At 72.5% G+C, this 23,491-nt stretch carries 20 protein-coding genes; 9 read left to right on the top strand and 11 right to left on the bottom strand.

The window, feature by feature from the left end; genetic code table 11:
- The first annotated feature begins 26 nt into the window (after positions 1-26).
- The 4 genes from rimO to Q8791_RS00450 all read left to right on the top strand — a co-directional run bounded on the left by rimO (position 27) and on the right by Q8791_RS00450 (position 3,143).
- Complete coding sequence (gene rimO / locus Q8791_RS00465; protein WP_330089525.1) at positions 27-1,475, top strand: 30S ribosomal protein S12 methylthiotransferase RimO; 1,449 nt, start codon at positions 27-29, stop codon at positions 1,473-1,475.
- The gene (gene pgsA / locus Q8791_RS00460) at positions 1,472-2,074 is read left to right on the top strand and encodes a CDP-diacylglycerol--glycerol-3-phosphate 3-phosphatidyltransferase (protein ID WP_330089524.1); all 603 of its coding nucleotides are present in this window, start codon (positions 1,472-1,474) and stop codon (positions 2,072-2,074) included. The genes rimO and pgsA overlap by 4 nt, the downstream gene beginning before the upstream one ends.
- On the top strand, positions 2,071-2,628 hold the full coding sequence (locus Q8791_RS00455; protein WP_330089523.1) for a CinA family protein: 558 nt from the start codon (positions 2,071-2,073) through the stop codon (positions 2,626-2,628). Before pgsA ends, Q8791_RS00455 begins: the two co-directional genes overlap by 4 nt.
- Before the next feature lie 158 nt (positions 2,629-2,786).
- Positions 2,787-3,143, top strand: a complete 357-nt coding sequence (locus tag Q8791_RS00450; protein ID WP_330089522.1) for a helix-turn-helix domain-containing protein — start codon at positions 2,787-2,789, stop codon at positions 3,141-3,143.
- Between the two features lie 117 nt (positions 3,144-3,260).
- Here the strand turns inward: Q8791_RS00450 and Q8791_RS00445 are convergent, their stop codons facing one another.
- The 5 genes from Q8791_RS00445 to Q8791_RS00425 all read right to left on the bottom strand — a co-directional run bounded on the left by Q8791_RS00445 (position 3,261) and on the right by Q8791_RS00425 (position 8,945).
- Entirely contained in the window at positions 3,261-3,725 is a 465-nt protein-coding gene (locus Q8791_RS00445; RefSeq protein WP_330089521.1) for an RrF2 family transcriptional regulator, read from the bottom strand.
- 247 nt (positions 3,726-3,972) lie between these two features.
- On the bottom strand, positions 3,973-5,445 hold the full coding sequence (locus Q8791_RS00440; RefSeq protein WP_330089520.1) for a glycoside hydrolase family 3 protein: 1,473 nt from the start codon (positions 5,443-5,445) through the stop codon (positions 3,973-3,975).
- A gap of 191 nt (positions 5,446-5,636) precedes the next feature.
- The gene (locus Q8791_RS00435; RefSeq protein ID WP_330089519.1) at positions 5,637-6,617 is read right to left on the bottom strand and encodes a carbohydrate ABC transporter permease; all 981 of its coding nucleotides are present in this window, start codon (positions 6,615-6,617) and stop codon (positions 5,637-5,639) included.
- Positions 6,614-7,606 carry a carbohydrate ABC transporter permease gene (locus tag Q8791_RS00430; RefSeq protein ID WP_330089518.1) on the bottom strand — a complete coding sequence of 331 codons (993 nt, stop codon included), beginning with the start codon at positions 7,604-7,606 and terminating at the stop codon, positions 6,614-6,616. Before Q8791_RS00430 ends, Q8791_RS00435 begins: the two co-directional genes overlap by 4 nt.
- A 61-nt stretch (positions 7,607-7,667) precedes the next feature.
- Complete coding sequence (locus Q8791_RS00425; protein WP_330089517.1) at positions 7,668-8,945, bottom strand: extracellular solute-binding protein; 1,278 nt, start codon at positions 8,943-8,945, stop codon at positions 7,668-7,670.
- A gap of 254 nt (positions 8,946-9,199) precedes the next feature.
- Between Q8791_RS00425 and Q8791_RS00420 the strand changes: the two genes are divergently transcribed.
- Entirely contained in the window at positions 9,200-10,414 is a 1,215-nt protein-coding gene (locus Q8791_RS00420) for an ROK family transcriptional regulator (RefSeq protein WP_330089516.1), read from the top strand.
- A 147-nt stretch (positions 10,415-10,561) separates the two neighbouring features.
- Here Q8791_RS00420 and Q8791_RS00415 read toward each other — a convergent pair whose 3' ends face one another.
- The 3 genes from Q8791_RS00415 to Q8791_RS00405 all read right to left on the bottom strand — a co-directional run bounded on the left by Q8791_RS00415 (position 10,562) and on the right by Q8791_RS00405 (position 16,743).
- Complete coding sequence (locus tag Q8791_RS00415) at positions 10,562-11,158, bottom strand: hypothetical protein (protein WP_330089515.1); 597 nt, start codon at positions 11,156-11,158, stop codon at positions 10,562-10,564.
- A gap of 260 nt (positions 11,159-11,418) precedes the next feature.
- Positions 11,419-11,907 carry a GNAT family N-acetyltransferase gene (locus tag Q8791_RS00410; protein ID WP_330089784.1) on the bottom strand — a complete coding sequence of 163 codons (489 nt, stop codon included), beginning with the start codon at positions 11,905-11,907 and terminating at the stop codon, positions 11,419-11,421.
- 120 nt (positions 11,908-12,027) lie between these two features.
- Positions 12,028-16,743 (bottom strand): DEAD/DEAH box helicase, encoded by a 4,716-nt coding sequence (locus Q8791_RS00405; RefSeq protein ID WP_330089514.1) that lies wholly within the window; start codon positions 16,741-16,743, stop codon positions 12,028-12,030.
- Between the two features lie 78 nt (positions 16,744-16,821).
- On the opposite strand from Q8791_RS00405, the gene Q8791_RS00400 reads away from it, so the two are divergent.
- From Q8791_RS00400 to Q8791_RS00385, 4 genes are all read left to right on the top strand, one after another.
- On the top strand, positions 16,822-17,016 hold the full coding sequence (locus Q8791_RS00400; protein ID WP_330089513.1) for a DUF3046 domain-containing protein: 195 nt from the start codon (positions 16,822-16,824) through the stop codon (positions 17,014-17,016).
- Positions 17,017-17,200: 184 nt separating this feature from the next.
- The gene (recA, locus tag Q8791_RS00395; RefSeq protein WP_407941933.1) at positions 17,201-18,319 is read left to right on the top strand and encodes a recombinase RecA; all 1,119 of its coding nucleotides are present in this window, start codon (positions 17,201-17,203) and stop codon (positions 18,317-18,319) included.
- Positions 18,312-18,911, top strand: coding sequence for a recombination regulator RecX (recX, locus tag Q8791_RS00390; protein ID WP_330089511.1), 600 nt, complete (start codon positions 18,312-18,314; stop codon positions 18,909-18,911). The genes recA and recX overlap by 8 nt, the downstream gene beginning before the upstream one ends.
- Before the next feature lie 64 nt (positions 18,912-18,975).
- Positions 18,976-19,308 carry a glyoxalase superfamily protein gene (locus Q8791_RS00385; protein ID WP_330089510.1) on the top strand — a complete coding sequence of 111 codons (333 nt, stop codon included), beginning with the start codon at positions 18,976-18,978 and terminating at the stop codon, positions 19,306-19,308.
- 70 nt (positions 19,309-19,378) lie between these two features.
- Here Q8791_RS00385 and Q8791_RS00380 read toward each other — a convergent pair whose 3' ends face one another.
- The 3 genes from Q8791_RS00380 to Q8791_RS00370 all read right to left on the bottom strand — a co-directional run bounded on the left by Q8791_RS00380 (position 19,379) and on the right by Q8791_RS00370 (position 23,484).
- On the bottom strand, positions 19,379-21,538 hold the full coding sequence (locus tag Q8791_RS00380; RefSeq protein ID WP_330089509.1) for a S9 family peptidase: 2,160 nt from the start codon (positions 21,536-21,538) through the stop codon (positions 19,379-19,381).
- Positions 21,539-21,706: 168 nt separating this feature from the next.
- On the bottom strand, positions 21,707-22,813 hold the full coding sequence (locus Q8791_RS00375; protein ID WP_330089508.1) for an amino acid ABC transporter permease: 1,107 nt from the start codon (positions 22,811-22,813) through the stop codon (positions 21,707-21,709).
- Entirely contained in the window at positions 22,810-23,484 is a 675-nt protein-coding gene (locus tag Q8791_RS00370; RefSeq protein ID WP_330089507.1) for an amino acid ABC transporter permease, read from the bottom strand. The genes Q8791_RS00375 and Q8791_RS00370 overlap by 4 nt, the downstream gene beginning before the upstream one ends.
- Positions 23,485-23,491 lie beyond the last annotated feature (7 nt).

Here is a 23,491-nt window from a genome sequence, read left to right as displayed (position 1 = left end):
GAAGCTCTCCCACACGCTTGGAAGCCATGTCATCGCGCCGTACTGTCTCTCTCGTCACCCTGGGGTGTGCGCGTAACGAGGTCGACTCCGAAGAGCTGGCCGGGCGTCTGTCCGCGGGCGGCTGGGACCTCGTCGACGGCGACACCAAGGCCGACGTCACCGTGGTCAACACCTGCGGTTTCATCGACGCCGCCAAACAGGACTCCATCGAGACCCTCCTCGAAGCGGCCGAGAACGGCGGCAAGGTCGTCGCCGCGGGGTGCATGGCGGAACGGTACGGCTCGGAGCTGGCCGACGCCCTCCCCGAGGCCCAGGTCATCGGGTTCGACGACTACTCGGCCATCACCGACCGGCTCGACGACGTCGTGGCCGGCCGCACCCTGGTCCCGCACGACCCCCGCGACCGGCGCACGCTCCTGCCCATCAGCCCCGCCGACCGGAACGCCGCCCAGGTGCACGTCCCCGGCCACGCGGGCTTCGCCGAGGCGCCCGGGGCCGACGGCACCGAGCTGCCCTACCGCGCGGCGGTCCCGCGCCGCCGCCTCTCCGGCGGGCCGGTCGCCAACCTCAAGATCGCCTCCGGCTGCGACCGCCGCTGCACCTTCTGCGCCATCCCGACCTTCCGCGGCGCCTACATCTCCCGGCACCCCGACGAGATCGTGCGCGAGGCCGAGTGGCTGGCGGGCGAGGGCGTGCGCGAGGTCTTCCTGGTCAGTGAGAACTCCACGTCCTACGGCAAGGACCTGGGCGACGTGCGCGCGCTGGAGAAGCTGCTGCCCCGCCTGGCCGCCGTCGAGGGCCTGGAACGCGTCCGGGTCAGCTACCTCCAGCCCGCCGAGGTCCGGCCCGGCCTGGTGGACGTCCTCACCGGCACCCCCGGCGTCGTCCCCTACTTCGACCTGTCCTTCCAGCACGCCAGCGGCACCCTGCTGCGCCGCATGCGCCGCTTCGGCGACCGCGAGCGCTTCCTGGAGCTCCTCGACACCGTGCGCAAGCGGACCCCCGAGGCCGGGGCGCGCTCCAACTTCATCGTGGGCTTCCCCGGTGAGACCGAGGCCGAGTTCGAGGACCTCGTCTCCTTCCTCTCCGAGGCCCGCCTCGACGCCATCGGCATCTTCGGGTACTCGGACGAGGACGGCACCGAGGCCCTCTCCCACGAGGGCAAGCTCCCCGCCGAGGTCGTCCAGGAACGCGTGGACCGGCTCAACCGGCTCTCCGAGGAGCTGATGGTCCAGCGCGCCGAGGAGCGGATCGGCTCCGAGGTGACCGTCCTGGTGGAGACCGTCCTGGAGGACGGCGCCTACGAGGGCCGCTCCGAGCACCAGGCCCCCGAGGTGGACGGCAGCACCATCCTGTACGGCGAGGGCCTCGCCGTCGGCGACCTGGTGCGCGCCACGGTCATCCAGTCGGCCGGTGCCGACCTCGTGGCCGAGCAGGACGAGACCGGTCCGGACGGGGAAGCCGGAGACAGATGAGCAGCCACGACGCGGCGACGCCCGCCCCCCACGTTCCGCTGTGGAACATCGCGAACATCCTCACCATGAGCCGACTGGTCATGGTCCCGGTCTTCGTGTGGTTCATGTTCCTGGACGGCTCCTGGTGGCGGTTCGCCGCCTTCGCCGTCTTCGTGCTCGCCGCCATCACCGACCGCATCGACGGCGAGCTCGCCCGGCGCCACAACCTGGTCACCGACTTCGGCAAGATCGCCGACCCCATCGCGGACAAGGCGCTCACCGGGGCCGCGCTCGTCGTGCTGTCCCTCCAGGGCGACCTGTGGTGGTGGGTGACCATCGCCATCCTGGTCCGCGAGTGGGGTGTCACCGCCCTGCGCTTCGCGGTCCTGCGCTACGTCGTCATGCCGGCGAGCAAGGGCGGCAAGCTCAAGACGGTCCTCCAGATCGTCGCGATCAGCGTCTACCTGTTCCCGCTCCACGTCCTGCCGTTCAGCGACGTCTTCACGTGGTTCGCGCACATCGTCATGGGCGCGGCCCTGTTCGTGACCCTGTGGACCGGCGGGGCCTACGTGCTCGACGCCGTGCGCGCGGTCCGCGCCAGGAGGGAAGCCGAGGCATGAGCCCGGAGGAGGACCGCGTGGGTCTGGACTCGGAGGGGCTGGAGTTCCCCGTCGAGGCGATGACCGCGGCCGGGGCCGTCCACCGGGCCCTGTGGGAACGGGGTGAGACCTGTGCCACCGCCGAGTCCCTGACCGGCGGCCTCATCGGCGCCCACCTGACCGCCGTCCCCGGCTCCTCCCGCACCTACCGCGGCGGCGTGGTGACCTACGCCACCGACACCAAGACCGGCGTGTTGGGCGTCCCCGAGGACCTCCTGGCCGAGCACGGCGCGGTGCACCCCGAGGTGGCGGCCCACATGGCGCGCGGGGTCAGGCGCCTGCTGGGGGCCGACCACGGCGTCGCGGTGACCGGCGTCGCCGGGCCCGAACCGCAGGACGGACAGCCCGTCGGCACCGTCCATGTGGCGGTCGCCACCAGGGACGAGCGGACTACTGTCCACCAGTTCCGTTTCACCGGGGATCGTTCGGGTATCCGATACCGCACGGTCGAGGGTGCGCTGTTGCTCCTGGACTCGGCTGTTCGCGGGAGCACGGCGGGAAACGCACGAACCTGAATCTTTCGGACCCTTCCCTTCTCCTGTCACTCGGGAACAAAACCACCCCCGGGTGAGGTTCCCCCTCCAGCGAACAGGACGGCAAGAGGTGCCCGAATCGGGCGTGGGGCAGGTACGGTGTTGTATATGAAGGTCGCTACCGGTGGGAGGGAGCGCGAATGATGGTCCTGCTTCGTCACCTACTGGGTGACGTGCTCAGGCGGCTGCGGCAGCGCCAGGGCCGCACCCTCCGCGAGGTGTCGGCCGATGCGCGTGTATCCCTCGGATACCTGTCCGAGGTCGAGAGGGGGCAGAAGGAAGCCTCTTCCGAGCTGCTCTCGTCGATCTGCGGGGCCCTGGGGGTCCCGCTTTCGCAGGTAATGCGGGAGGTGTCCGACCAGCTCGCCCTCGCCGAGCTCCAGGAGGCCGCCCTGCTGGGCGACGCGGTCACGACCGACCCCGTCCCCGCCCAGGACCTCGGCATCGAGCCGGTACCGGATCGTGTTCCCCAGGTCGCCGACATGGTCGGGGTCTGACCCCGGCCAGGAACAGTCCGTACAGCCGCATCCTGACGACGTGAAGGAGCCGACCACCCTCGGGTGGTCGGCTCCTTCACGTCGGGGACGGGAGGACGTCCTCCGTGGCCGCCGCGGTCAGCGGTGGGTGTGGTTCACCCAGGCCTCGGGGTCCTCCGCCAGCGTCCGCACCGCATCGGGCAGCTCGTTCGTCACCAGGTGCTGGAGGTTGACCCCCTCCAGGATGGCGCGTTCGCTGGCGCGCAGGGCGATCCACACCTGTTGCAGGCTGCGGGCCGCTCCGTCGTAGTCCACGTGCTCGGGGCGTTCCCCGCGCACGTTGGCGAGCGGTCCATCGACCGCTCGGATGATGTCGGCGAGAGAGATCTCCGCCGCTGGTCTGGCCAGCCAGTAACCGCCGACAGGTCCGCGTTGGCTGCGCACCAGCCCGGCACGGCGTAGCTGGGTGAGGATGTTCTCTAGGAATTTGCCGGGGATGGCCTGAGCGCGTGCTAGCTGCTCGGCCGTCACCGGCCCCTCGCTGGCGACAGCGAGTTCCGCTGCCGCGCGAAGCGCGTAATCGACCCGGGCTGAAAGGCGCATGCTGTGATTATGCCGTGGTTAGAAGGGCGAATGGGGCACCGGGCGTCGACGGGTGTGCCGACGGACCGGGATGCTACAGGCCAAGGGTACTTCTCCTACCGGGTTTCGGGGACATCGGTGATGTTCCTCTCCGGTGCGGAGCGTCCGGCAACGGTGCGAACGGCTCCGGCCCGGTTCCACCGTACGGCGGAACCGGGCCGGACGGGGTGGGCGACCGGGTTCGGCGCCCCTCCCGGGGACCGGGGGATCAGCTCCTGCCGGGGGAGGGGGCGGCCACGGCGCCCCCCAGCAGTTCGGCCGCGCTCAGACCGTTGACGTGCGCGGCCCCGTACGTGCTCACGTAGGCGCCGCAGTCGGGCCGCCAGATGGGCAGGCCCATCTCCACGACCACGGCCCCGGGGCGGGCGTCGAGCAGGCGGCTCACGAGCGCCCGGGCCTCCGGGTACCGGTGCGCGTCCCTGACCACGACCACCAGGTCGCGGCCCCGGGCCCCGGCGACGAGCCGGTCGGCGTGGGCCGGGTCGGGGGCGACGCGCTCGGAGCCGGGGAACCAGGGGCCCAGGCCCCAGGGAACCTCGCCCACGGCCATGCCGGCGGGCGCGTCCACCTCGACCACGAAGGGGTCGTTCAGGGGCGGCAGGTCCCCGTCCACGCGAACGGCGCGCCGGGCCCCGGCCAGGCCCACGGGTCCGCCGGAGGGAGCAGCCACCCGCCGTGCGGCCGACTCGCGGATCCAGGAGCGCAGGCGCGCGTTGCGCTCCGCGGCCTCCTCCAGGCGCTGCCCCGGGAGGCGGCCCTCGCGGACCGCACCGACGAGTGCGGCGCGGATCAGCTCGACCTGGTCCGCGTACACCCGGCGGCCGAGGCACAGCAGGTCCACGCCGGCCGCCACCGCGCGCACGCTCGCCTCCGCGATCCCGATCCGGCCGCTGACGCCCTCCATCTCCATCGCGTCGCTGACCACGGCGCCCCGGAAGCCCAGCTCGTCGCGGAGCAGGTCGTTGAGGATGTGCGGCGCCAGCGTCGCCGGGCCCTCGCCGCCCAGCCCGGGCAGCTCGATGTGCGCGGTCAGGATCGACTGCACCCCCGCCTCCACCGCGGCCCGGAACGGCAGCAGCTCACGGCGGCGCAGCAGGTCGGCGTCGGCCTCGACGCGGGGCAGCGTGTGGTGGGAGTCCTGCGAGGTGGCGCCGTGGCCCGGGAAGTGCTTGGCGCACGCGGCCACGCCGGAGGACTGGAGCCCGATCACGGCGGCAGCCGCGTGGCGGGCGACCAGTTCGGGGTCGGAACCGAAGGAGCGGGTGCCGATCACGGGGTTGTCGTCGGCGACGTTGACGTCCACCGACGGCGCCAGGTCGAGGTTGAAGCCCAGTTCGGCGAGGCGGTCGCCCATCGAGCGGTGTGTGTCGCGGGTCAGGTCCGGGTCGTCCACCGCTCCCAGGGCGGCGTTGCCCGGGTAGTCGCTGCCGCGCGCCTGGCCGATGCGGGTGACGTCGCCGCCCTCCTCGTCCAGCGAGATCAGCGGGGTGTCCGCGGCCTCGGACAGGGCCGCGTTGAGCGCGGTCACCTGTTCGGGGGTGTCCAGGTTGTTGTGGAACAGGCAGACGCCGGAGATGCCGTCCGCCAGACCCTCCAGGACCCAGCGAGGGGCGTGGTAGGACTCGAAGGGCACCAGCAGCGCGGCGTTGGCCAGACGCGCCAGGGTCGGGTCGTGCGGCATGACGAGCTCCGTTCGGTGAGCATAGGGGTGCCCGGGGGGTCACCACTGGAGCCGGGGGCTCCCCGTTGGGGTGGTGGAGGGCGACGTGCGGGCAGACGGGTGGCGGGACACGGGCACGGATCGGTGTGGCGGGGCGTGCCCGGTGCGGGCCCACGGCGTTCGTCGCGGACCCGCTCGGGGCGGCGGCCGGGTCAGCCCTTGACGGCTCCCATGGTCAGACCGGAGACCATGCGCCGCTGGACGAACAGGAAGAAGATCATCACGGGGATGGTCAGCAGGGTGGAGGCCGCCATGATCGGTCCCCACTCGGTGCCGAACCGGCCGAAGTAGTACGACAGGGTCAGCGGCAGCGTGTAGTTGTCCGTGCTGCGGCCCAGGAACGTCAGGGCGACGATGAACTCGTTCCAGGCGGTGATGAACGCGAAGATGCTCGCCGCGACCAGGCCCGGCGCGACCAGCGGCATCAGGATGCGCCAGAAGATCGTCCACCCGCTGGCGCCGTCGATGGCCGCGGCCTCCTCCAGCTCCTTGGGCACCGCCGCGACGAACCCGCGCAGCATCATGATGGTGATCGGCAGGGACACGGCCGTGTAGACGATGAGCAGGCCGGACAGGTTGCCGAGCAGCTGCACGCCGCTGGCCTCGGACAGCTGGCGGAAGTTGAGGAAGATCGAGATGATCATCGCTTCCATCGGCACCATCTGGATGACCATCAGCAGGATGATGAACGCGGTGCGCAGCTTGAACCTGAAGCGGGCGACGGCCACCGCCGCGAGCAGCGACAGGAACGCTCCCATGCCCACGGCGAAGAGGGTGACGAGGAGGCTGTTGCCGAGGAACTGCCAGAAGTTCACACCCGGGATGAGCTGGCCGTTGATGACCCGGTCGAAGTGGGCCAGGGTGGGCGCGCTCGGGAACAGGGTCTGGTCGCGGGTGAAGATCTCGCCCACCGGCTTGAAGGCCGTGACGACCATCCAGTACACCGGGAAGACCGAGAAGAGGAAGACCGCGAGTCCGGCCAGGTACAGCGGCAGGGAGCGCAGGCGGCGCAGCGGGCTGCGGCGGTAGGCGCGCGTGCCGCCCCGGCCGGCGCCCGATCCGGAGCCCCCGGCGGAGGCGGTGGCGGTGCCCGCGCGGGCGGCGGTGCCGGTGGTGTTGTCGATCGCGGTCATCGGGTCTCCCCCTGGCGGATCATGATGCGCAGGTAGTACGCGGTGACTCCGAGGATCATCACGGTCATGACCACCGCGATCGCCGATCCCATGCCGTAGTTGGCCGGGCTGGCGGTGAAGCCCTGCTGGTAGATGTAGTACGAGAGCAGGTAGACGTCCTTGTTCTGGAAGCTGTTCGCCAGGATGTACAGCTGGGTGAACACCCGCAGGTCCCAGATGATCTGGAGGACCAGCAGCAGGGCGAACAGCGGCCGCAGCATCGGGAACGTGACGTTCCAGAAGGCCTTCCAGGCGCTCGCGCCGTCCATCCTCGCGGCCTCGTACAGCTCGTTCGGGATGCTCTTGAGCCCGGCGAGGACGGAGACGGCCACGAACGGGAAGGACTGCCAGACGATCACCATGATCAGGACGGAGAACAGCGACCCCGGTTCGAGGAACCAGTTGTACTCCAGCCACCCGTCGCCGACCAGCCAGTTCGGCAGTCTGTCCAGGAGGACGTTGACCAGTCCGCGCTCGGGCAGGAACAGCCAGCGGAAGACCAGCGAGGCGCTCAGCGCGGGAGTGGCCCAGGCGAGCATCATGCCGATGGACACGAACCCGGCGAACCACTTGGGCAGCTTGTGCAGCATCAGGCCCACGAGGGTGCCCAGCACCATCGTGATGCCGACCATCAGCGCGCAGACCACGACCGTGTTGCGCAGGATCGTCCAGAACGCGGGGTCGGTCAGCAGCTGCTGGTAGTGGGCGAAGCCGTTCCACTCCGGACCGGGCTGGTTCGGCAGGAGGTTGCGCGTGGTGAAGCTGGTGAGCGAGTACCACACCATCTGCACGATCGGCCAGAGCAGCACGACCGCGAGGAGGATCAGTGCCGGGGTGATGAGCAGGTACGGGGTGGGAATTCTGCGGCGGCGCGGCGCGGGCTCGGCGGAGGCCGGGGCGAAGGCCTCCGCGTCCGCGCGGGCGTCCGCTGGTTCGACGGTTTGTGCCATGGTCTTCTCAATCGAGGCGTGGGCCGACCGCGCACGGCTCTACACAGTGGGGTGGAGAGGACTACTCGACCGGCTGGTTGAGGATCGAGGCCAGCTCCTCGTTGGCGGCGCCCAGGACCTCCTCGGCGTCACCGCCGCGGACGATGTCCAGGACGGCGCCGGGCAGGATCTTGCTGTCCTGGTCGGCCGCGGTCCAGCGCGGGGTGGTCGGGAAGAACCGGGTGTTCTGCATCTGGGTGGCCGCCGCCGCGCGCTCCGGGTCCTCCTGGTACTCGGGCGTCTCCAGGAGTGCCGGGTAGGCCGGGAAGAAGCCGGCGACGTCGGCGTAGGCCTTGCCGCCCTCCTCGTCACCGAGGACGGTGAGGAGGTCGAAGGCCTCGGCGGGGTGCTCGGTGGTGGTGAACACCGTCAGGGCGGAACCGCCCGCGAAGACCGGGGCGATGCCGTCGGCGCCGGGGATCGGGGCCGAGGCGATGTTGTCCATGACCGCCGGGTCCTCGGCCTGCTCCTCCATGGAGCCCAGGGCCCAGCCGCCGTCGATGTACATGCCCAGCTCGCTGTTGGCCATGTCGGCCAGGGCGACGAGCTCGTTCTCACCGACGTAGCCCTGCGGGGAGATGCCGTCGGTGGTCAGGCTCGCGTAGAACTCGACGGCCTCGACGGTGGCGGGGTCGGTCAGGTTGCCCTGCCACTCGTCGCCGTTCATCGTCGCGATCTCGCCGCCGTTGCTCCAGATGAAGCTGGCGATGCCGTTGGTGAAGTCGGTCGGCGCCGCGAAGCCGGGGACGTCGTACTCGTCCTGGATGGCCTCGGAGACCTCGACGAGCTCGTCCCAGGTGGCGGGGGGCTCGTGTCCGAGCTCGCGCAGCCAGTCGGCGCGGTAGTAGAGGGTGCGGACGCCCGAGAACCACGGGACGCCGTACTGGACGCCCTCGTAGGTGCCGTACTCGAGGGCGTTCTCGTCGATGCCCGCCGCGGCGTCCCAGCCGCCGACCTGCTCGCTGATGTCGAGGAGGGCGCCCTGCGCGGCCCAGCCGGCGACCTGGTCGTTGCCGACCTCCAGGACGTCGGGGGCGTCACCGCCGGCGAGGGCGTTGGTGATGGACTCCTGCGCGTCGGGCCAGGGGATGAACTCGACGTTGACCTCGACACCGGGGTGGGTCTCCTGGAAGCGGGCCTCGGCGTCGTCGAAGTACTCGACGAGGGGGTCCTGGGAGGTGCCCATGACCCAGACGGTCAGGCTCTCTGCCTCACCGCCGCCCGAGTCGTCGGAACCACTGCCGCAAGCGGCTGCCAGAAGGACCACGGCCGTGGCCGCTGCGATCTTGGGGAACCTCATGTGTACCTCATCTCCCTTCGCACCACGCGCCGGGGTACGACGCCTGTGCTCGAGCCGGGCTGGGATGATGGAACGATCACCCGCCGACTCGACGTCTCTGTGGGGGTTGTGCTGGGACAGCACGTTGGCCTCCCGGCGCGGGTACCGGAGGGCCCGAAGTTAACGCGGACCTGCCAGGACGTGACCTCCTGTGAGGTTGTGAGCTAAATTAACAGGAAACTTTCCTAATAAAAACAGGGTGAGGTGTCACGGTTATGTCTCAACGTCCGGGGACTCCCCGGCTGCTACGCCAGCTCAACGATCGCGCGGCACTGGAGCTACTGCTGTCCGCGGGACCGCTGACCAGGACGCAGTTGGGGACGCGTACCGGCCTGTCCAAGGTGACCGCCTCCCAGCTGCTCGCGCGGCTGGAGGAGCGGGACCTGGTACGCGTCGTGGGCAGTCAGGCGGGGGGACGGGGCCCCAACGCCGCCCTGTACGCGGTGGTACCGGAGAGCGCCTACGTGGCGGCCCTGGACGTGAGCGCGCACCGCGTGACCGCGACGATCGCCGACATCACCGGCCGCGTGATGAGCGAGGTCACCGTCGACCCCAGTGCCTCCGACGACCCGGTCTCCCTCGTCCACACCGCCGTCATGCGGCTGGCGGACACCGCCGGAGTGCCCCTCGACAAGGTGCGGGCGTGCGTCATCGGCACCCCCGGCGTCGTCGACCCCCGCACCGGCGACATCCGCTTCTCCTTCGACCTGATCTCCTGGCACGAGGGCATCCTGGAGGCCCTCCGGGCCGACCTCAAGCGCTCGGTCATGATCGAGAACGACGTCAACCTGGCGGCCCTGGCCGAACACGCCGAGGGGGCCGCCGTGGGGGTCGCCGAGTTCGTGCTCATCTGGCTCAGCGCCGCGGGCGGCGTGGGCATGTCCACCATGATCGACGGCCGCATCCACCGGGGCCGCTCCGGCGGCGCGGGCGAGATCGGCTACCTGCCGGTCCCCGGCGCCCCGATGCCGGTCGACGTCGGGCTGTCGGGCGGCTACGAGTCCCTGCGGGACGGTGCCTCCCGTGAGCTCCCCCACGGGTTCCAGGCGCTGGTCAAGGCGGGACAGGTGGTCCGGCTCGCGGCGGAGTGCGGGATCGACGGCACCGACGTCGTGGACGTGGTGGAGAAGGCGTCGGAAGCCGGGTCGCCCGAGGGCGACGCGTTCCTGGACGCCTTCGCCGAACGCCTGGCGCGCGGTGTGGCGGCGGTCAGCGTCATCCTCGACCCGGGGCTCGTGGTCCTGGGCGGCGACGTCGCCCGGGTGGGCGGGGCCAAGCTGGCCGAGAGGGTCCAGGCGGCCACCGCCCGCATAGCCCCCAACGCCACCGAGGTCGGGCTGGGCCTGGTCGAGGGCAGCCCGGTGGTGCGCGGCGCGCTCCTGCACGCCCTCGAACACGCTCGCGACGAGGTGTTCTCCTCCACCGTCTGACCTGTGGCGTACCGTCGGCCGCCGTGTCCCGCCCCTCCTCACCCGTCGGGGCACGGCGGCCGACGGTGCGCCCGGGGTTGTTCGGTCCCGAGGCCCGGGGCCGGCGGGCGCCCGGCGCGGACGGACCCGGGACGGCCGGGGCCGGTGTCAGAGCACGGGCTCGAACGTGTCCAGCACCGCGTCGACGAGGTCCTCGTACGCGGGCAGGTCCGCCGCGGGGATGTCGGCCTGCACGAAGTACCCGCGGCCCTCGATGACGGTGTACTGCCAGACGACCCACCGGTCGGGCTCGTCCCACCGGGTGTTGGTGTAGGTCAGCTCCAGACGGCTCGTGTCCCACCCGAGTGGAGCCGACGTGTCCTGCTTCAGAGCGATTCTGCGCACGTCGGAGATGCCCGCCCCGTCGAGGAGGCCCGCCTCCCACTCCTCCTGCTGTTCCATGGAGGTGAGCCCGCCGTCGGTCTCGTGCGCGTTGAAACAGAACGTGTGCTCACCGCCCGGCGCCGTGATCCTCTGGAAGGAGAGGACTTCCGACTCCCCGGGCTCGGGCAGGGGCGCGGGTCCCGCGACCGTCCACCCCTCGGGGTACCTGAGGGACACGTGTTCATCGGTGAAGTCGACGAGGGCGGGGCCCTCCGCCGTCGCGGCCGGAGCCGGCACCTCCTGGGCGAGGGGGGACCCGCTGCCGAACGCGAGCAGGGAGCCGGCGACCGCGGTGACGGCCACCAGGCTGAGGCCGATCATCAGCAGGCCCTGTGTCCGGCTGCCCGGGGGGTGGGGCGGGCGGACCCGTTCCGGGACGGCTGACGGGGATCCGTCCGCGGTGGTTCCGTGGGGGGAGGGAACTGCGTCGGGACTCGGCACGGGGCCTCCGGTGCGGGGGGACACGGGATCGTGAGTCTACGGCGTGTTCCGCGGACACCCGCGGCGGACTCGGCGCCCGCGCCGGCCTGCGAGGGACGGGACCGATCCGCGGAGCCGCGGACCAGGGCGGGAAACCCCTGTCAGGTGGTGGGGGAGAGACGGCGCTCCATCACCACGCGTGGCAGGACACCGATCCCCGCACGCTCCTCCGCGTTCCACACGCCCTCCAGCGCGGGGCCCCAGGCGGCACGGGGCAGGACCGAGAACCCCCGGGCCGCGTACCACGGGCCGTTCCACGGCAGGTCGCGGAACGTGGTGAGGGTGAGGCGCGTGTGGCCGGAGGCCGCAGCCTCGGCGCACACCGCCTCCAGGAGGGCGGACCCCGCGCCGCGCCGCCCGTGGGCGGGGTGGACGGCCAGCTGCTCCAGGTGGGGGTCCTCGCCGACGGTCACGGTCGCGGCCAGGCCGACGACCGGACCTCCCCGCGGTCCGCACGCCACCAGGACCCGCTCCGCGTGCGCGAGCACCTCCCGCGGGTCGTCCGGCGGGAGCACCACACCAGCGTCGGCGAACACCGTGTCCGCGGCCAGGGACACCTCCACCACGCGCGGTTCGTCCTCCGGCCGCATCGGCCGGATCTCCGGGTCCACCAACGTCCTCCTCCGCCTTGCGCCGGTCCGGGGCGCTCCTCGCCCGGCCGAAGGCCATTCTGGTCCCGCCCCCACCGCCCGGCAACGGGTTTCCGACGGTCAGGGCCGCAGGCGCAGCCCCTTGGGGGTGACGTGGAACCCGGCCGACACCAGGGCGGCGTCCACCGGGGTTCCGAACACCTCCGCGCCGTCCGCGCGCTCCACGGTCAGAGCGCCCACGGCCCCCTCCCGCACCACCGCGGCCAGCGCCCGGGCGGCCCGCTCCAAGAGGTCCGGGGGAGACCCGAACGTGAGCACGGAACGCCCTCCCCGCCCCGCGTAGAGGGTCAGCCTGCCCCCGTCGACCACCACCACGGCGCCCGGGTTCCGTCCGGGCCGCGACGCGAGCACCATCTCCTCGGACCCCCGCGGCCACGGCAGGTCCGTGCCGAACGGGTTGGCCGGGTCGGTCGCCGCCAGCACCACCGGGGCGAGCGGGCCGCCGGGCGCGTCCCCGGACAGCGCCCGCAACCGGTCCACCGCCCCCGCCAGCGCGAACTGGGCCCCGCCCAACCCCTCCACGAAGTAGCCGCGGCGCGCTCGCCCGGACTCCTCCATGGACCGCAGCACCCGGTACTCCTCCTGGGAGACGTTGCGCCCCTGCCATCCCCTGACCAGCAGGCCGGCCCGCTCCAGCCGGGCCTCCACCCGCGCGAGCGCGCGCCGTGTGGGGTCCGGCTCGCGTTCGGGCAGCACCCACCAGCGGCCCGCCACCGAGGGCGGACCCGACCGGGTCGGCAGCACCGGACGCCGGATCCGCCCCGCGCGCGAGGGAGCCCTGCGCGGGGCGGCGCCCGCCCCCAGCCGGGCGCGCAGCGGTGCGAGCGTGTCGTTGGTGACCAGGCCGTCCCACACCAGCTCCCACAGCGCCTCCACCAGGTCCCGGTCGGTGACGGCCGAGGCACCCGTGACGCGGGCCGTCCTGTCTGCCACGTCCCGGAAGAACAGCGCTCCGCCCTCCCGCAGCACACCCAGCACGGTGTGCGGCAGGGTCCCCTCGTCCGGCGGCAGGGGATCGGGCAGCAGCACAGCGGCCTCGTCCGCGGGGACCAGTGTCAGCCACCCGTCCTCGCCCGGCAGGGTCCCGACCCCGGCCCAGACCACCTCGCCCGCCTGGGTCAGCTCGTCCAGGCGGTTCGGCGCGTACCCCTCGACCCTGGCGGGCAGCACCAGCGACTCCAGGGAGGAGGCCGCCACGGGCGCGCCCCGCAACGACTCCACCGCCTCGAACACCGCGTCCGGACCTCGCCACCGCTCCGAGGGCGTCGCCCGCTGCCACAGCGGTGCGAACCGGGCCAGGACGGCCGGGTCCACCGGCTCCACCTCCCGGCGCAGGCGCGCGATCGACCCGCGCCTCAGCCTCCGGAGCACGTCGGCGTCGCACCACTCGGTGGCCGACCCGCCCGCCGTGCCGCCTCCGCCGTCCCCGACGGAGCCCCGCGGCGCCGTTCCGACCGGCCTGAACCCGCCCTGCGACACGCGGCCCTCACGCGACAGGACCCGCAGCACACCCAGCACCTCGTCCTCGGACAGGCCCAGCCGGGCCGCGGCCTCGGCGGAGGTGAACGGACCGTGCGTGCGCGCGTACCGCGACACCAGATCGCGCCCGGGGGCCGACACCGGTTCCAGCAGGGCCGCGGGCACCCCCGGCGGCGGCTCGGCGCCCAGGGCGTCGCGCAGCCGCGCCACGTCCTCCACGGCGCACCAGCTCGGGGCCCCCGGCGGGGCCCCGGGGAGGCGCATCCGCACGATCCGGCCCTCGTCCTCCAGCCCTTCCAGCCACTCCGCCGCGACACCCCGGAGCGCCGCCTCCTCCGTGGTCAGAGGGCCCACCTCGCGCAGCAGGTCCGCCGCTCCCTCGGCGTCCCGCACCGGGGCGGCCGTCCTCTGCAACAGGGCGCCGACCTGCTCCACCACGTCCGGGTCCAGGAGTTCGCGCAGGTCCGCGTGGCCCAGCAGGTCGGCCAGCAGGGACGGGTCCAGGGTGAGCGCCTGCGCGCGCACCTCGGCGGCCGGTGCGTCCCCCTCGTACAGGAACGCCGCCGTGTACTCCATCAGCAGCGACTGCGCGAACGGCGACGCGCGCTCCGTGCGCACCTCCACCACGCGCGTCCGCCGGGCGCGGAGGTCACCGAGCACCTCCACCAGCGCCGGCACGTCGAACACGTCCTGGAGGCACTCGCGCACCGTCTCCAACACGATCGGGAACGACCCGTACCGCCCCGCCACCGACAGCAGATGCGAGGCCCGCAGCCGCTGCTGCCACAGCGGCATCCGCCGGTCCGGGCGCTGGCGGGGCAGCAGCAGGGCCCGCGCCGCGCACTCACGGAACCGTGCGGCGAACAGCGCCGAACCGGTCAGCTCGTCGGTGACGACCGCCTCCACGGTCTCGGGGTCCAGGGCCACCAGGTCGGCCAGCCCGCCCGCGCGGTCGAGGTCGTCGGTGTCGGGCAGACGCAGCACGATCCCGTCGTCGCCGTGGACCACCTGGGCGTCCGCCCCGAACCGCTCCCGCACCCGGGCGGCGATCGCCAGCGCCCACGGCGCGTGGACCCGCGCGCCCAGCGGTGAGTGGACCACCGCGCGCCAGTCGCCGACCTGGTCGCGGAAGCGCTCGACCACGATCGTCCGCTCGTCCGGCACCTGGCCGGTGGCCCACCGCTGGTCGGCGACGTAGGCCACCAGGTTGCGGGCCGCCCACCGGTCCAGCCCCGCCTCCTCGGCCAGGGCCAGCGCCTCCTCCGGCTCGGAGTCGGCGAGTTCCCTGGTCATGGCGCCGATCGCGCGGCCGAGCTCCACCGGGCGCCCCTGGGCGTCGGCCTTCCAGAACGGCATCCGGCCCGGTCTGCCGGGCGCCGGGGAGACCAGGACCCGGTCGGCGGTGATCGCCTCGATCCGCCACGACGTGGAGCCCAGCACGAACACGTCGCCCACGCGCGACTCGTAGACCATCTCCTCGTCCAGCTCGCCGACCCTGGTGGGCGCCCGCCCGCCCCGGTCGCCGTCCGGCCCCGCGGCCAGGTGCACGCCGTACAGGCCGCGGTCCGGGATGGTGCCGCCGCTGATCACGGCCAGCCGCTGCGCCCCCGGCCGGGAACGCAGGACGTCCGCCTCCCGGTCCCACACCACGCGCGGGCGCAGCTCGGCGAACTCGTCCGAGGGGTAGCGGCCCGACAGCATGTCCAGGACCGACTCCAGCACGGAGTCGGCCAGGCCGGCGAACGGAGCCGCCCGCCGCACCAGCGCGGCGAGCCCGTCCACCGTCCAGTCGTCCATCGCCACCATCGCCACGATGTGCTGCGACAGCACGTCCAGCGGATTGACCGGCATCTCCAGGCGCTCGATGCCGCCCGCGCGCATGCGTTCGGCCACCACGGTCGTGGCCAGCAGGTCGCCGCGGAACTGGGGCAGGAACACCCCGCGCGAGGTCTCGCCGACCTGGTGCCCGGCCCGGCCGACCCTCTGCAGGCCGCTGGCCACCGACGGCGGCGACGCCACCTGGACCACGAGGTCGACCGCGCCCATGTCCACGCCCAGCTCCAGGCTGGAGGTGGCCACCACGCAGCGCAGGCGGCCCGCCTTGAGGTCGTCCTCGATCAGCGCCCGCTCCGACTTGGACATCGAACCGTGGTGGGCGCGCGCCACCACGGCGTCCGCGCCCCGGCTCTGCCCGGACTGGCCCATGACCTGGGCGGCCGACTCCTCCGGCGGCAGCTCCCGCCCGTGCCGCTCGGCGTGCAGGTCGTTGACGCGGGCGCACAGCTTCTCCGCCGTGCGGCGCCCGTTGGTGAACACGATCGTGGAGCGGTGGGACTCGACGAGGTCCAGGACCCGGCGTTCGACGTGCGGCCAGATGGACCCTCCCCGCCGGGTCCCGCCGCCGCGCGGGTCCGGTTCGGGGCGGTCGGGGAACGCGCTCCGGTCGACCGCCGCGGGCGCACCCCCGGTGACCGGCTCGATCTCCGCGCCCGTCTCCTCGGCGCCGGTCTCCTCGGGGGCGTCGGGCGGGAGGACCGCACGTTCGGGGGCGTCGGGTTCCTCCATGTCGGGGACGGGCACCACCACGCGCAGGTCCAGACCGGGGGCGTCGGGCGGGGACACGATCGCGGCGCCGCCGAGGAACTCGGCGACGAGCTCGGGCGGGCGCACGGTGGCCGACAGGCCGATCCGCTGCGCGGGCCGCTCCAGCAGGGCCTCCAGCCGTTCCAGGCTGAGCGCCAGGTGGGCGCCGCGCTTGGTGCCCGCGAGGGCGTGCACCTCGTCCACGATCACCGTCTCCACCCCGGACAGCCCTTCGCGGGCGCGCGAGGTGAGCACCAGGAACAGCGACTCGGGCGTCGTGATGAGGATGTCCGGCGGGCGGGTGGCGAGCCTGCGCCGCTCGTCGGCGGGGGTGTCCCCGGTGCGCACGCCCACGGTGACCCGGGACAGCTCCTGTCCGGCGGCGCCGGCGGCCGCGGCGATCCCCGCCAGGGGGACGCGCAGGTTGCGCTCCACGTCGGCGGCGAGCGCCTTGAGCGGGGACACGTAGAGCACGCGGCACCGCCGGGACCGGTCCTCGGGAGCGGGGGCCGTGAGCAACCGGTCCAGCGACCACAGGAACGCGGACAGGGTCTTGCCCGACCCCGTCGGGGCCACGACGAGCGTGTTGCGCCCCTCCGAGACGGACTCCCAGGCGCCCGACTGCGCGGTGGTGGGGCCGGCGGGAAAGGCCTGGTCGAACCAGGTCCGCGTGGCCGGTCCGAAGCGTTCGAGGGGATGGGGCGCACGACTCATCCCGTCAGTGTGCCCGCCGCGGGCGACAGAACCGCGGAAGGTGCGCGGCGGGCGCGCCGATCCCCGATACTGGGCCCGATGAGACTCACTGCTTTCTGGAACAACATGAACCGGCAGTTCGGCGAGGCGTACGCGCAGAGCCTGGCCAAGGACTACGTCATCGAGGGGCTCGGCTCCAGGACGGTCCAGCAGGCGCTCGCCGACGGGGCGAGCCCGAAGGAGGTGTGGCGGGCGGTGTGTGACGCGTTCGACCTTCCGTTCTCGGTGCGGTGACGATGCGGGCCGCCGACGCGCCGCAGCCCCGGTTCGTACGCGAGTCACACACGAAATCGAACAGAGGTTCGGGTAGTGTGGGTTGTCCACAGGCGAACGTCGGACGTCGCGATTGTCGTATCGACCGCGTAGCGTCGTGCGCATCATGAAGAAGAAGGCATCCACCCAACAACAGGGGTATCCCGTGGCATCTGGAGACCGAGACAAAGCTCTCGACACAGCGCTCGCGCAGATCGAGCGGCAGTTCGGCAAGGGCTCCATCATGCGCCTGGGCGACGATGATCGCCCGCCGATCGAGTCGATCCCCACCGGGGCGATCGCCCTCGACGTGGCGCTCGGCATCGGCGGTCTGCCCCGGGGGCGGATCATCGAGGTCTACGGCCCCGAGTCGAGCGGTAAGACCACCGTCGCCCTGCACGCGGTGGCCAGCGCGCAGAGGATGGGCGGCATCGCCGCCTTCGTCGACGCCGAGCACGCGCTCGACCCCGAGTACGCCAAGAAGATCGGCGTCGACACCGACAACCTCCTGCTCTCCCAGCCGGACACCGGTGAGCAGGCCCTGGAGATCGTCGACATGCTGGTGCGCTCCGGCGCGGTCTCCATCGTCGTGATCGACTCGGTGGCCGCCCTGGTCCCCCGGGCCGAGATCGAGGGCGAGATGGGCGACAGCCACGTCGGCCTCCAGGCCCGCCTGATGTCGCAGGCGCTGCGCAAGATGGCCGGTGTCCTGCACCAGACGGGCACCACCGCGATCTTCATCAACCAGCTGCGCGAGAAGATCGGCGTCATGTTCGGCTCCCCGGAGACGACCACCGGCGGCAAGGCGCTCAAGTTCTACGCGTCGGTCCGCCTGGACGTGCGCCGAATCGAGACGCTCAAGGACGGCACGGACGCGGTCGGCAACCGCACCCGCGTCAAGGTGGTCAAGAACAAGATCGCGCCGCCCTTCAAGCAGGCCGAGTTCGACATCATCTACGGTGTCGGCGTCTCCCGCGAGGGCAGCCTCATCGACCTGGGCGTGGAGCACGGCATCGTGCGCAAGTCCGGCGCCTGGTACACGTACGAGGGCACCCAGCTGGGACAGGGCAAGGAGAACGCGCGCACGTTCATGCGCGAGAACGCCGACCTGGCCAACGAGATCGAGAAGAAGATCAAGGAGAAGCTGGGCGTCCCCGTGAAGGGCGACGACAGCGCCTCCGGCCCCGCGGCCGAGTCCGCCAAGGAGTCCGCGGACGCCTCGGCCAAGGCCCCCGCCAAGCGGGCCCCGGCCAAGACCGCCAAGGCGCCCGCGCCGGATGCGTGACCGGAGCAGGTCCAGGGGGCGGCGCCAGTCCGACGACGGACGCCCCGAGGACACCTCCGAAGACACCTCCCCGGGCGGGACGAACCCGCCCGGGGACGATCCCGAGGCACGGGCCCGCGCCCTGTGCCTGCGGATGCTCACCCACTCCCCGCGCACCCGCGCCCAGCTCGAACGGGCGCTGCACCGGCGGGAGTTCCCCGAGGAGGTCGTCGACGCCGTCCTGGGCGCGTTCGGCGACGCCGGGCTGATCGACGACGTGGCCTTCTCCCACGCCTGGGTGTCCTCCCGCCACCACGGCAGGAGGCTGTCCCGGCGCGCCCTCGCGCAGGAGCTGCGCACCAGGGGCGTGGAGGAGGACACCGTCAAGGGGGCGGTCGCCGAACTGAGCGACGAGGACGAGGAGGAGGCCGCCCGCGACCTGGCCCGCCGCCGCCTCGCCACGACCCGCGGCAAGGACCGTGAGGTCCGCATCAGACGCGCCCTGGGCGTCCTCGCCCGCAAGGGCTACGCCTCGGGGCTCTCCTACCGGATCGTCCGGGAGGAGCTCGAACGCGAGGGCGTCGAAGCCGACCTGTACGACCCCGACCTCTGACCGGTCGGCGCCGGACCGGACGGCCGCCGTCCCCGTCCGCGCCACCACGCACCAGGAGAGCCCCGTGCACGAGGAAGCCGTCCCGATCCTGCGCGTCGCCGACGCGGAGGCGGCCGCGGCCTGGTACCGGCGCCTGGGCTTCACCCCCGAGTGGGTGCACCGGTTCGAACCCGGTCTCCCGGCCTTCGTCGAGGTCGCCCGCGGTCCGGTCCGGCTGTTCCTGTCCGAGCACGAGGGCGACGCCCGCCCCGACACCCTGGTCTACCTGCGGGTGCGGGACGTCGACGCCGTCGCCGCCGAGTTCGGTGTCCCGGTGGAGGACGCGCCGTGGGCACGGGAGACCCGGCTGCGCGACCCCGACGGCAACCGTCTGAGGGTGGGAACCCCGAAGGACTGACCCCCGCCCCGCGCACCCCGCCCGGAGACGGGGGACGCGGGCCGGAGCCGGTCCGAGGGCGCCGGCAGCCTCACTCGGAGGCGACGGGCCCGGCCGTTTCCGCGGGATGCGCCGCCTGTTCCCCCGCGCCGTCCCGGCCGGCGGTGTCCGCGGACTCGGGCGGGGCGTCGGCGCCCCCGGCCGTCGGGTCCGCGTCGGGCTGCGGCTCCACCGCCGCGTCGGCCCCCGAGGGTTCGGCGTCCTCGGGCTCCGGTACGGGGCGCGGCTCCGGCGGGGCGGTCACCAGTTCCAGCGGTGCGACGTCCGCTGTGAACCCGAACACCCGCGCGTAGAAGGCCAGCTCGGCCTCCAGGGCCCGGACACGGACGTCCTCCGCCGTGAACCCGTGCGCCTCGCCCTCGAACTCCAGCAGTGCGTACGGGGTCGCGTTGCGCCCCAGCGCCGTCGCCATCGAGAAGGCCTGGTCCGGGGTGACCACGGGGTCGTCGAGCCCCTGCAGCAGCAGGACCGGCGCGCCGATCTCCCCGGCACGGTTGACCGGCGACCGCTCCCGGTACCGTTCCACGAACCCGGGGAGCGTACCGACCAGGGAGTCGAGGAAGCGGGACTCGAAGTCGTGGGTGCTCTCCGAGAACCCCAGGAGGTCGGTGACCCCGAACAGCGACACCCCGCACGCGAAGGTGTCCCCGGTCAGCGCCATCAGCGCCGTGTACCCGCCCGCGCTCGGCCCCCGGATCGCCAGCCGCTCCGGGTCGGCGATCCCCTGCTCCACCAGGGCCCGCGCGGCGGCGGCGCAGTCCTCCACGTCCACCACGCCCCACTCCTTGTGCAGGCGCTTGCGGTACGAGCGCCCGTACCCGGTGGATCCTCCGTAGTTGACGTCCACCACACCGATCCCGCGGCTGGTGAAGTACGCCTTGGCCAGGTCGAACTCCAACGTGCTCACCGACACCGGACCGCCGTGCGCCCACACCACGTACGGCGCGGGCCCCTCGGCGCCGGCGCCGGGGTGGGTCGGCGGGTACACGTTGGCGTACACGGGCGCCCCGTAGCGCCCGGGCAGCCGCTCCTGCCTCGGGACGGGGAGGTAGGCGGGGTCGGGCGCCTCGTCGGAGCCCCGGCGCAGCACCTCCACCAGGCCGGAGACCGGGTCGAGCCGGACCAGACACGGGGGTTCGGTCGGGGACGAGGCGACCGCCACCACCGCGTGCCCGTCCGTGTCCAGCATCCCCCAGGTCGTCAGGTCGGTCCCGACCGGCGTCAGGTCGAGGGTGTCGGGGTCGTACACGCTCGGTGTCAGGTCGGCGTGCCCGTGCAGCGCCACGACCTTCCCGGACTCCAGCACGCAGAACGACCGGTTGCCCAGCCGCCCCGGCGACGCGTGGAACTCCTCCTCCGCGGGGTACAGCGCGATCGGCTGACCGGTCGTGCCCGCCTGGTACAGGTTCCACCAGCCGGGCCAGTCCGACGCCACGTACAGGGAAGTGTCGTCCGCCCAGGCCGGGGACACCACGGACTCGTCCACGCCGCCCTTGATCGTGTACTCGGCGGACAGGCCCGACTCGCCCAGCGCGCCCACGCGCAGCTCGCTGCCGTCCCAGGGCATACGCGGGTGGTTCCAGCGCACGTACGCCAGGTGGCCGCCGCCGGGTGAAGGGGTGGGGGAGGCGTAGAAGTCCGCACCGGACACCAGTTCACGCACCGCGGACGGATCCTGGGCGCCCCTCCCGGACAGCGGCACCGAGACGATCGACCGGCGCACCCCGTCCGCCGTGTGCTCCTCGCGCACGCACAGCACGCTGCGCCCGTCCGGGCTCAGCGCGGGGTCGGCGTAGCGCAGCGCAGCGTGCGCCTCGGGCTCCGGGGTGAGGGGGACGGGCTCCCTCGTTCCGCGTTCCAGCAGGTAGAGGCGCTGGTCGGAGGACTGGGAGAACACGACGCCCACACGGGCGATGGCCTTGTCGTCACGCCGGGGGACGGGCAGGAAAGCACGCCCCCCGTACTCGTGGACCCTCGTGCCCGCGCTCCAGGGCGCGGACAGCAGGTCGGTCACCGTTCCGTCGGCGTCACGCCGCATGAGGGTGGTCCGCGCCTCCTCCGGGCGGCCCTCCTCCCACCAGACCGCGCCGCCCACGACGGAGGGGAACGCCATCCGGCGCACTCCTCGGGCGACGTCGCCGGCGCTGATGGGCGATGGCCAGGAGCCGTAGGGGCTCGACAGTTCAGACATGTCCCGCTCAGGATGGGTCGTGGGTTCGATCAGATGACATGTCGACCTTAGTCCTCACAGGGGTTCCTGTGCAGTCCCGCCGGGCGCCGTGTCCGGAGTGGGAAAGACGACGGCCCCGCACACGCCGCGGGGGCGTGCACGGGGCCGTCGGCGGCCTGGGGCGGGGGATCAGTCCCGCCGGTCCTCCGGGCCTTCGTCGTCCTTGCCGGAGCCCTCGCCCGGCGCGGCCGGGCTGTCGGGTCCGGGTCCGGCGTCCGTGCTCGGACCGGTCTCCGGGGCGGTGGCCTCGGGGGACACCTCGCCGGCGGTCGGAGCGGGAGCCGGGCCGGTCGCGGTCGCCACCGCCACGGGCGCGCCACCGGCGGCCGTGGGCTTGGCGGAAGGCCTGCCGCGACGCGAGTTGCGACGCTCCAGCCAGATCGCGAACCGGCTCAGGGAGAGGTTGATGACGATGTAGATGATCGCGCAGATGATCGCCGCGGGGATCACGTTGCTCTCCCGCGTCGCCACCAGCGTGAAGCTGCGCAGCAGTTCCGGGAAGGCGACGATGTAGCCCAGCGCGGAGTCCTTGAGCAGGACCACCAGCTGGGCGACGATCGCCGGCATCATCGAGGTGATCGCCTGCGGGATGAGGATGAGCCACATGTTCTGGCTCTTCGTCATACCGATGGCCTGCGCGGCCTCGGACTGCCCCTTGGGGACGGCGAGCACACCCGCGCGGAACACCTCCGCCAGCACCGAACCGTTGTACAGGGTCAGACCCGCGACGACGGCGACCAGCGCCGTCACCTGGAACGTGCCGGTGGGGATGTCGAACACCTGGTACGCCACGATGGGCAGCGCCATCGTGAAGAAGATCAGCATCAGCAGCGGGATACCGCGGAAGAACTCCACGATCGCCCCGGACGGGATGCGGATCCACCAGTGGTCCGACATGCGGCCGATGCCGAACACCAGACCGAACGCGATGGCCAGCACAGCGGCGGTCAGCGCGGCGGTCAGGGTGTTCTGCAGACCCGGGATGACGTAGTCGGTCCAGGTGTCGGGCCGCAGGAACGGCTCCCACTTGGCGGCCGTCCACTGCCCGGACGGGTTGACCGCCCAGGTCGCCGGGTCGAACAGACCCGTCTCCCGCTCCGTGAGGGTGCGGTTGAAGCCCAGGTACAGGATCGCCAGGCCGATCGCGAACAGGATCAGCGTGCCGACCGTGTAGACCACGTTGCGCGCACGGGCCTTGGGACCGGGGGCGTCGAAGAGAACACTCTGCGCGCTCATCGGACCACCGCCAGGCGCTTGGAGAGCCAACCGAAGAGGTAGCCCGTCGGCAGGGTCAGGATCAGGAAGCCGATCGCGAAGCCGACGAAGGTCGGCAGGACCGGCGCGATGCCCTGGTCGAACATGAGCTTCATCTCCCTGGACGCCTCCTGAACGCCCAGCCCCGCTACGGAGGCGACGGTCGTGTTCTTGGTCAGCGCGATGAGCACACTGCCCAGCGGGCCGACGACGGTGCGCAGAGCCTGCGGAATGACGATCAGCCGCAGGTTCTGGGTGAAGGTCAGACCCAGGGAGCGGGCCGCCTCCACCTGTCCGAGGGGGATGGTGTTGATGCCCGAGCGCAGTGACTCGGAGACGAAGCAGGCGGTGTAGGCGGAGAGCCCGATGACCGCCCACCAGAACACGTCCCACGCCACTGTGCCGGACAGGCTCAGCCCGAGGGCGCTGTTGAGGCCCAGCCCGCAGAACAGGAGAACCAGGGTCAGGGGGGTGTTCCTGACGCCCTCCACGTAGGCCGTGGAAAGGGCACGCAGCAGCGGCACGGGGGAGACCCGCATCGCGGTGAGCAGGATGCCCAGAACGAAGGAGAAGAGAGCGCTGAGGAGGGTGAGCCGGACGGTCCATGAGAAACCGTCGACAACCCTGTCGATATTGCTGAGAAAGGCTTCCATGGGTCCC

Source organism: Nocardiopsis codii (assembly GCF_036327455.1).
In the GTDB taxonomy this organism is placed as follows: Bacteria; Actinomycetota; Actinomycetes; order Streptosporangiales; family Streptosporangiaceae; genus Nocardiopsis; species Nocardiopsis codii.
Note: the sequence above shows the minus strand (reverse complement) of the source record. Positions and strands in the feature narration are given on the sequence as shown.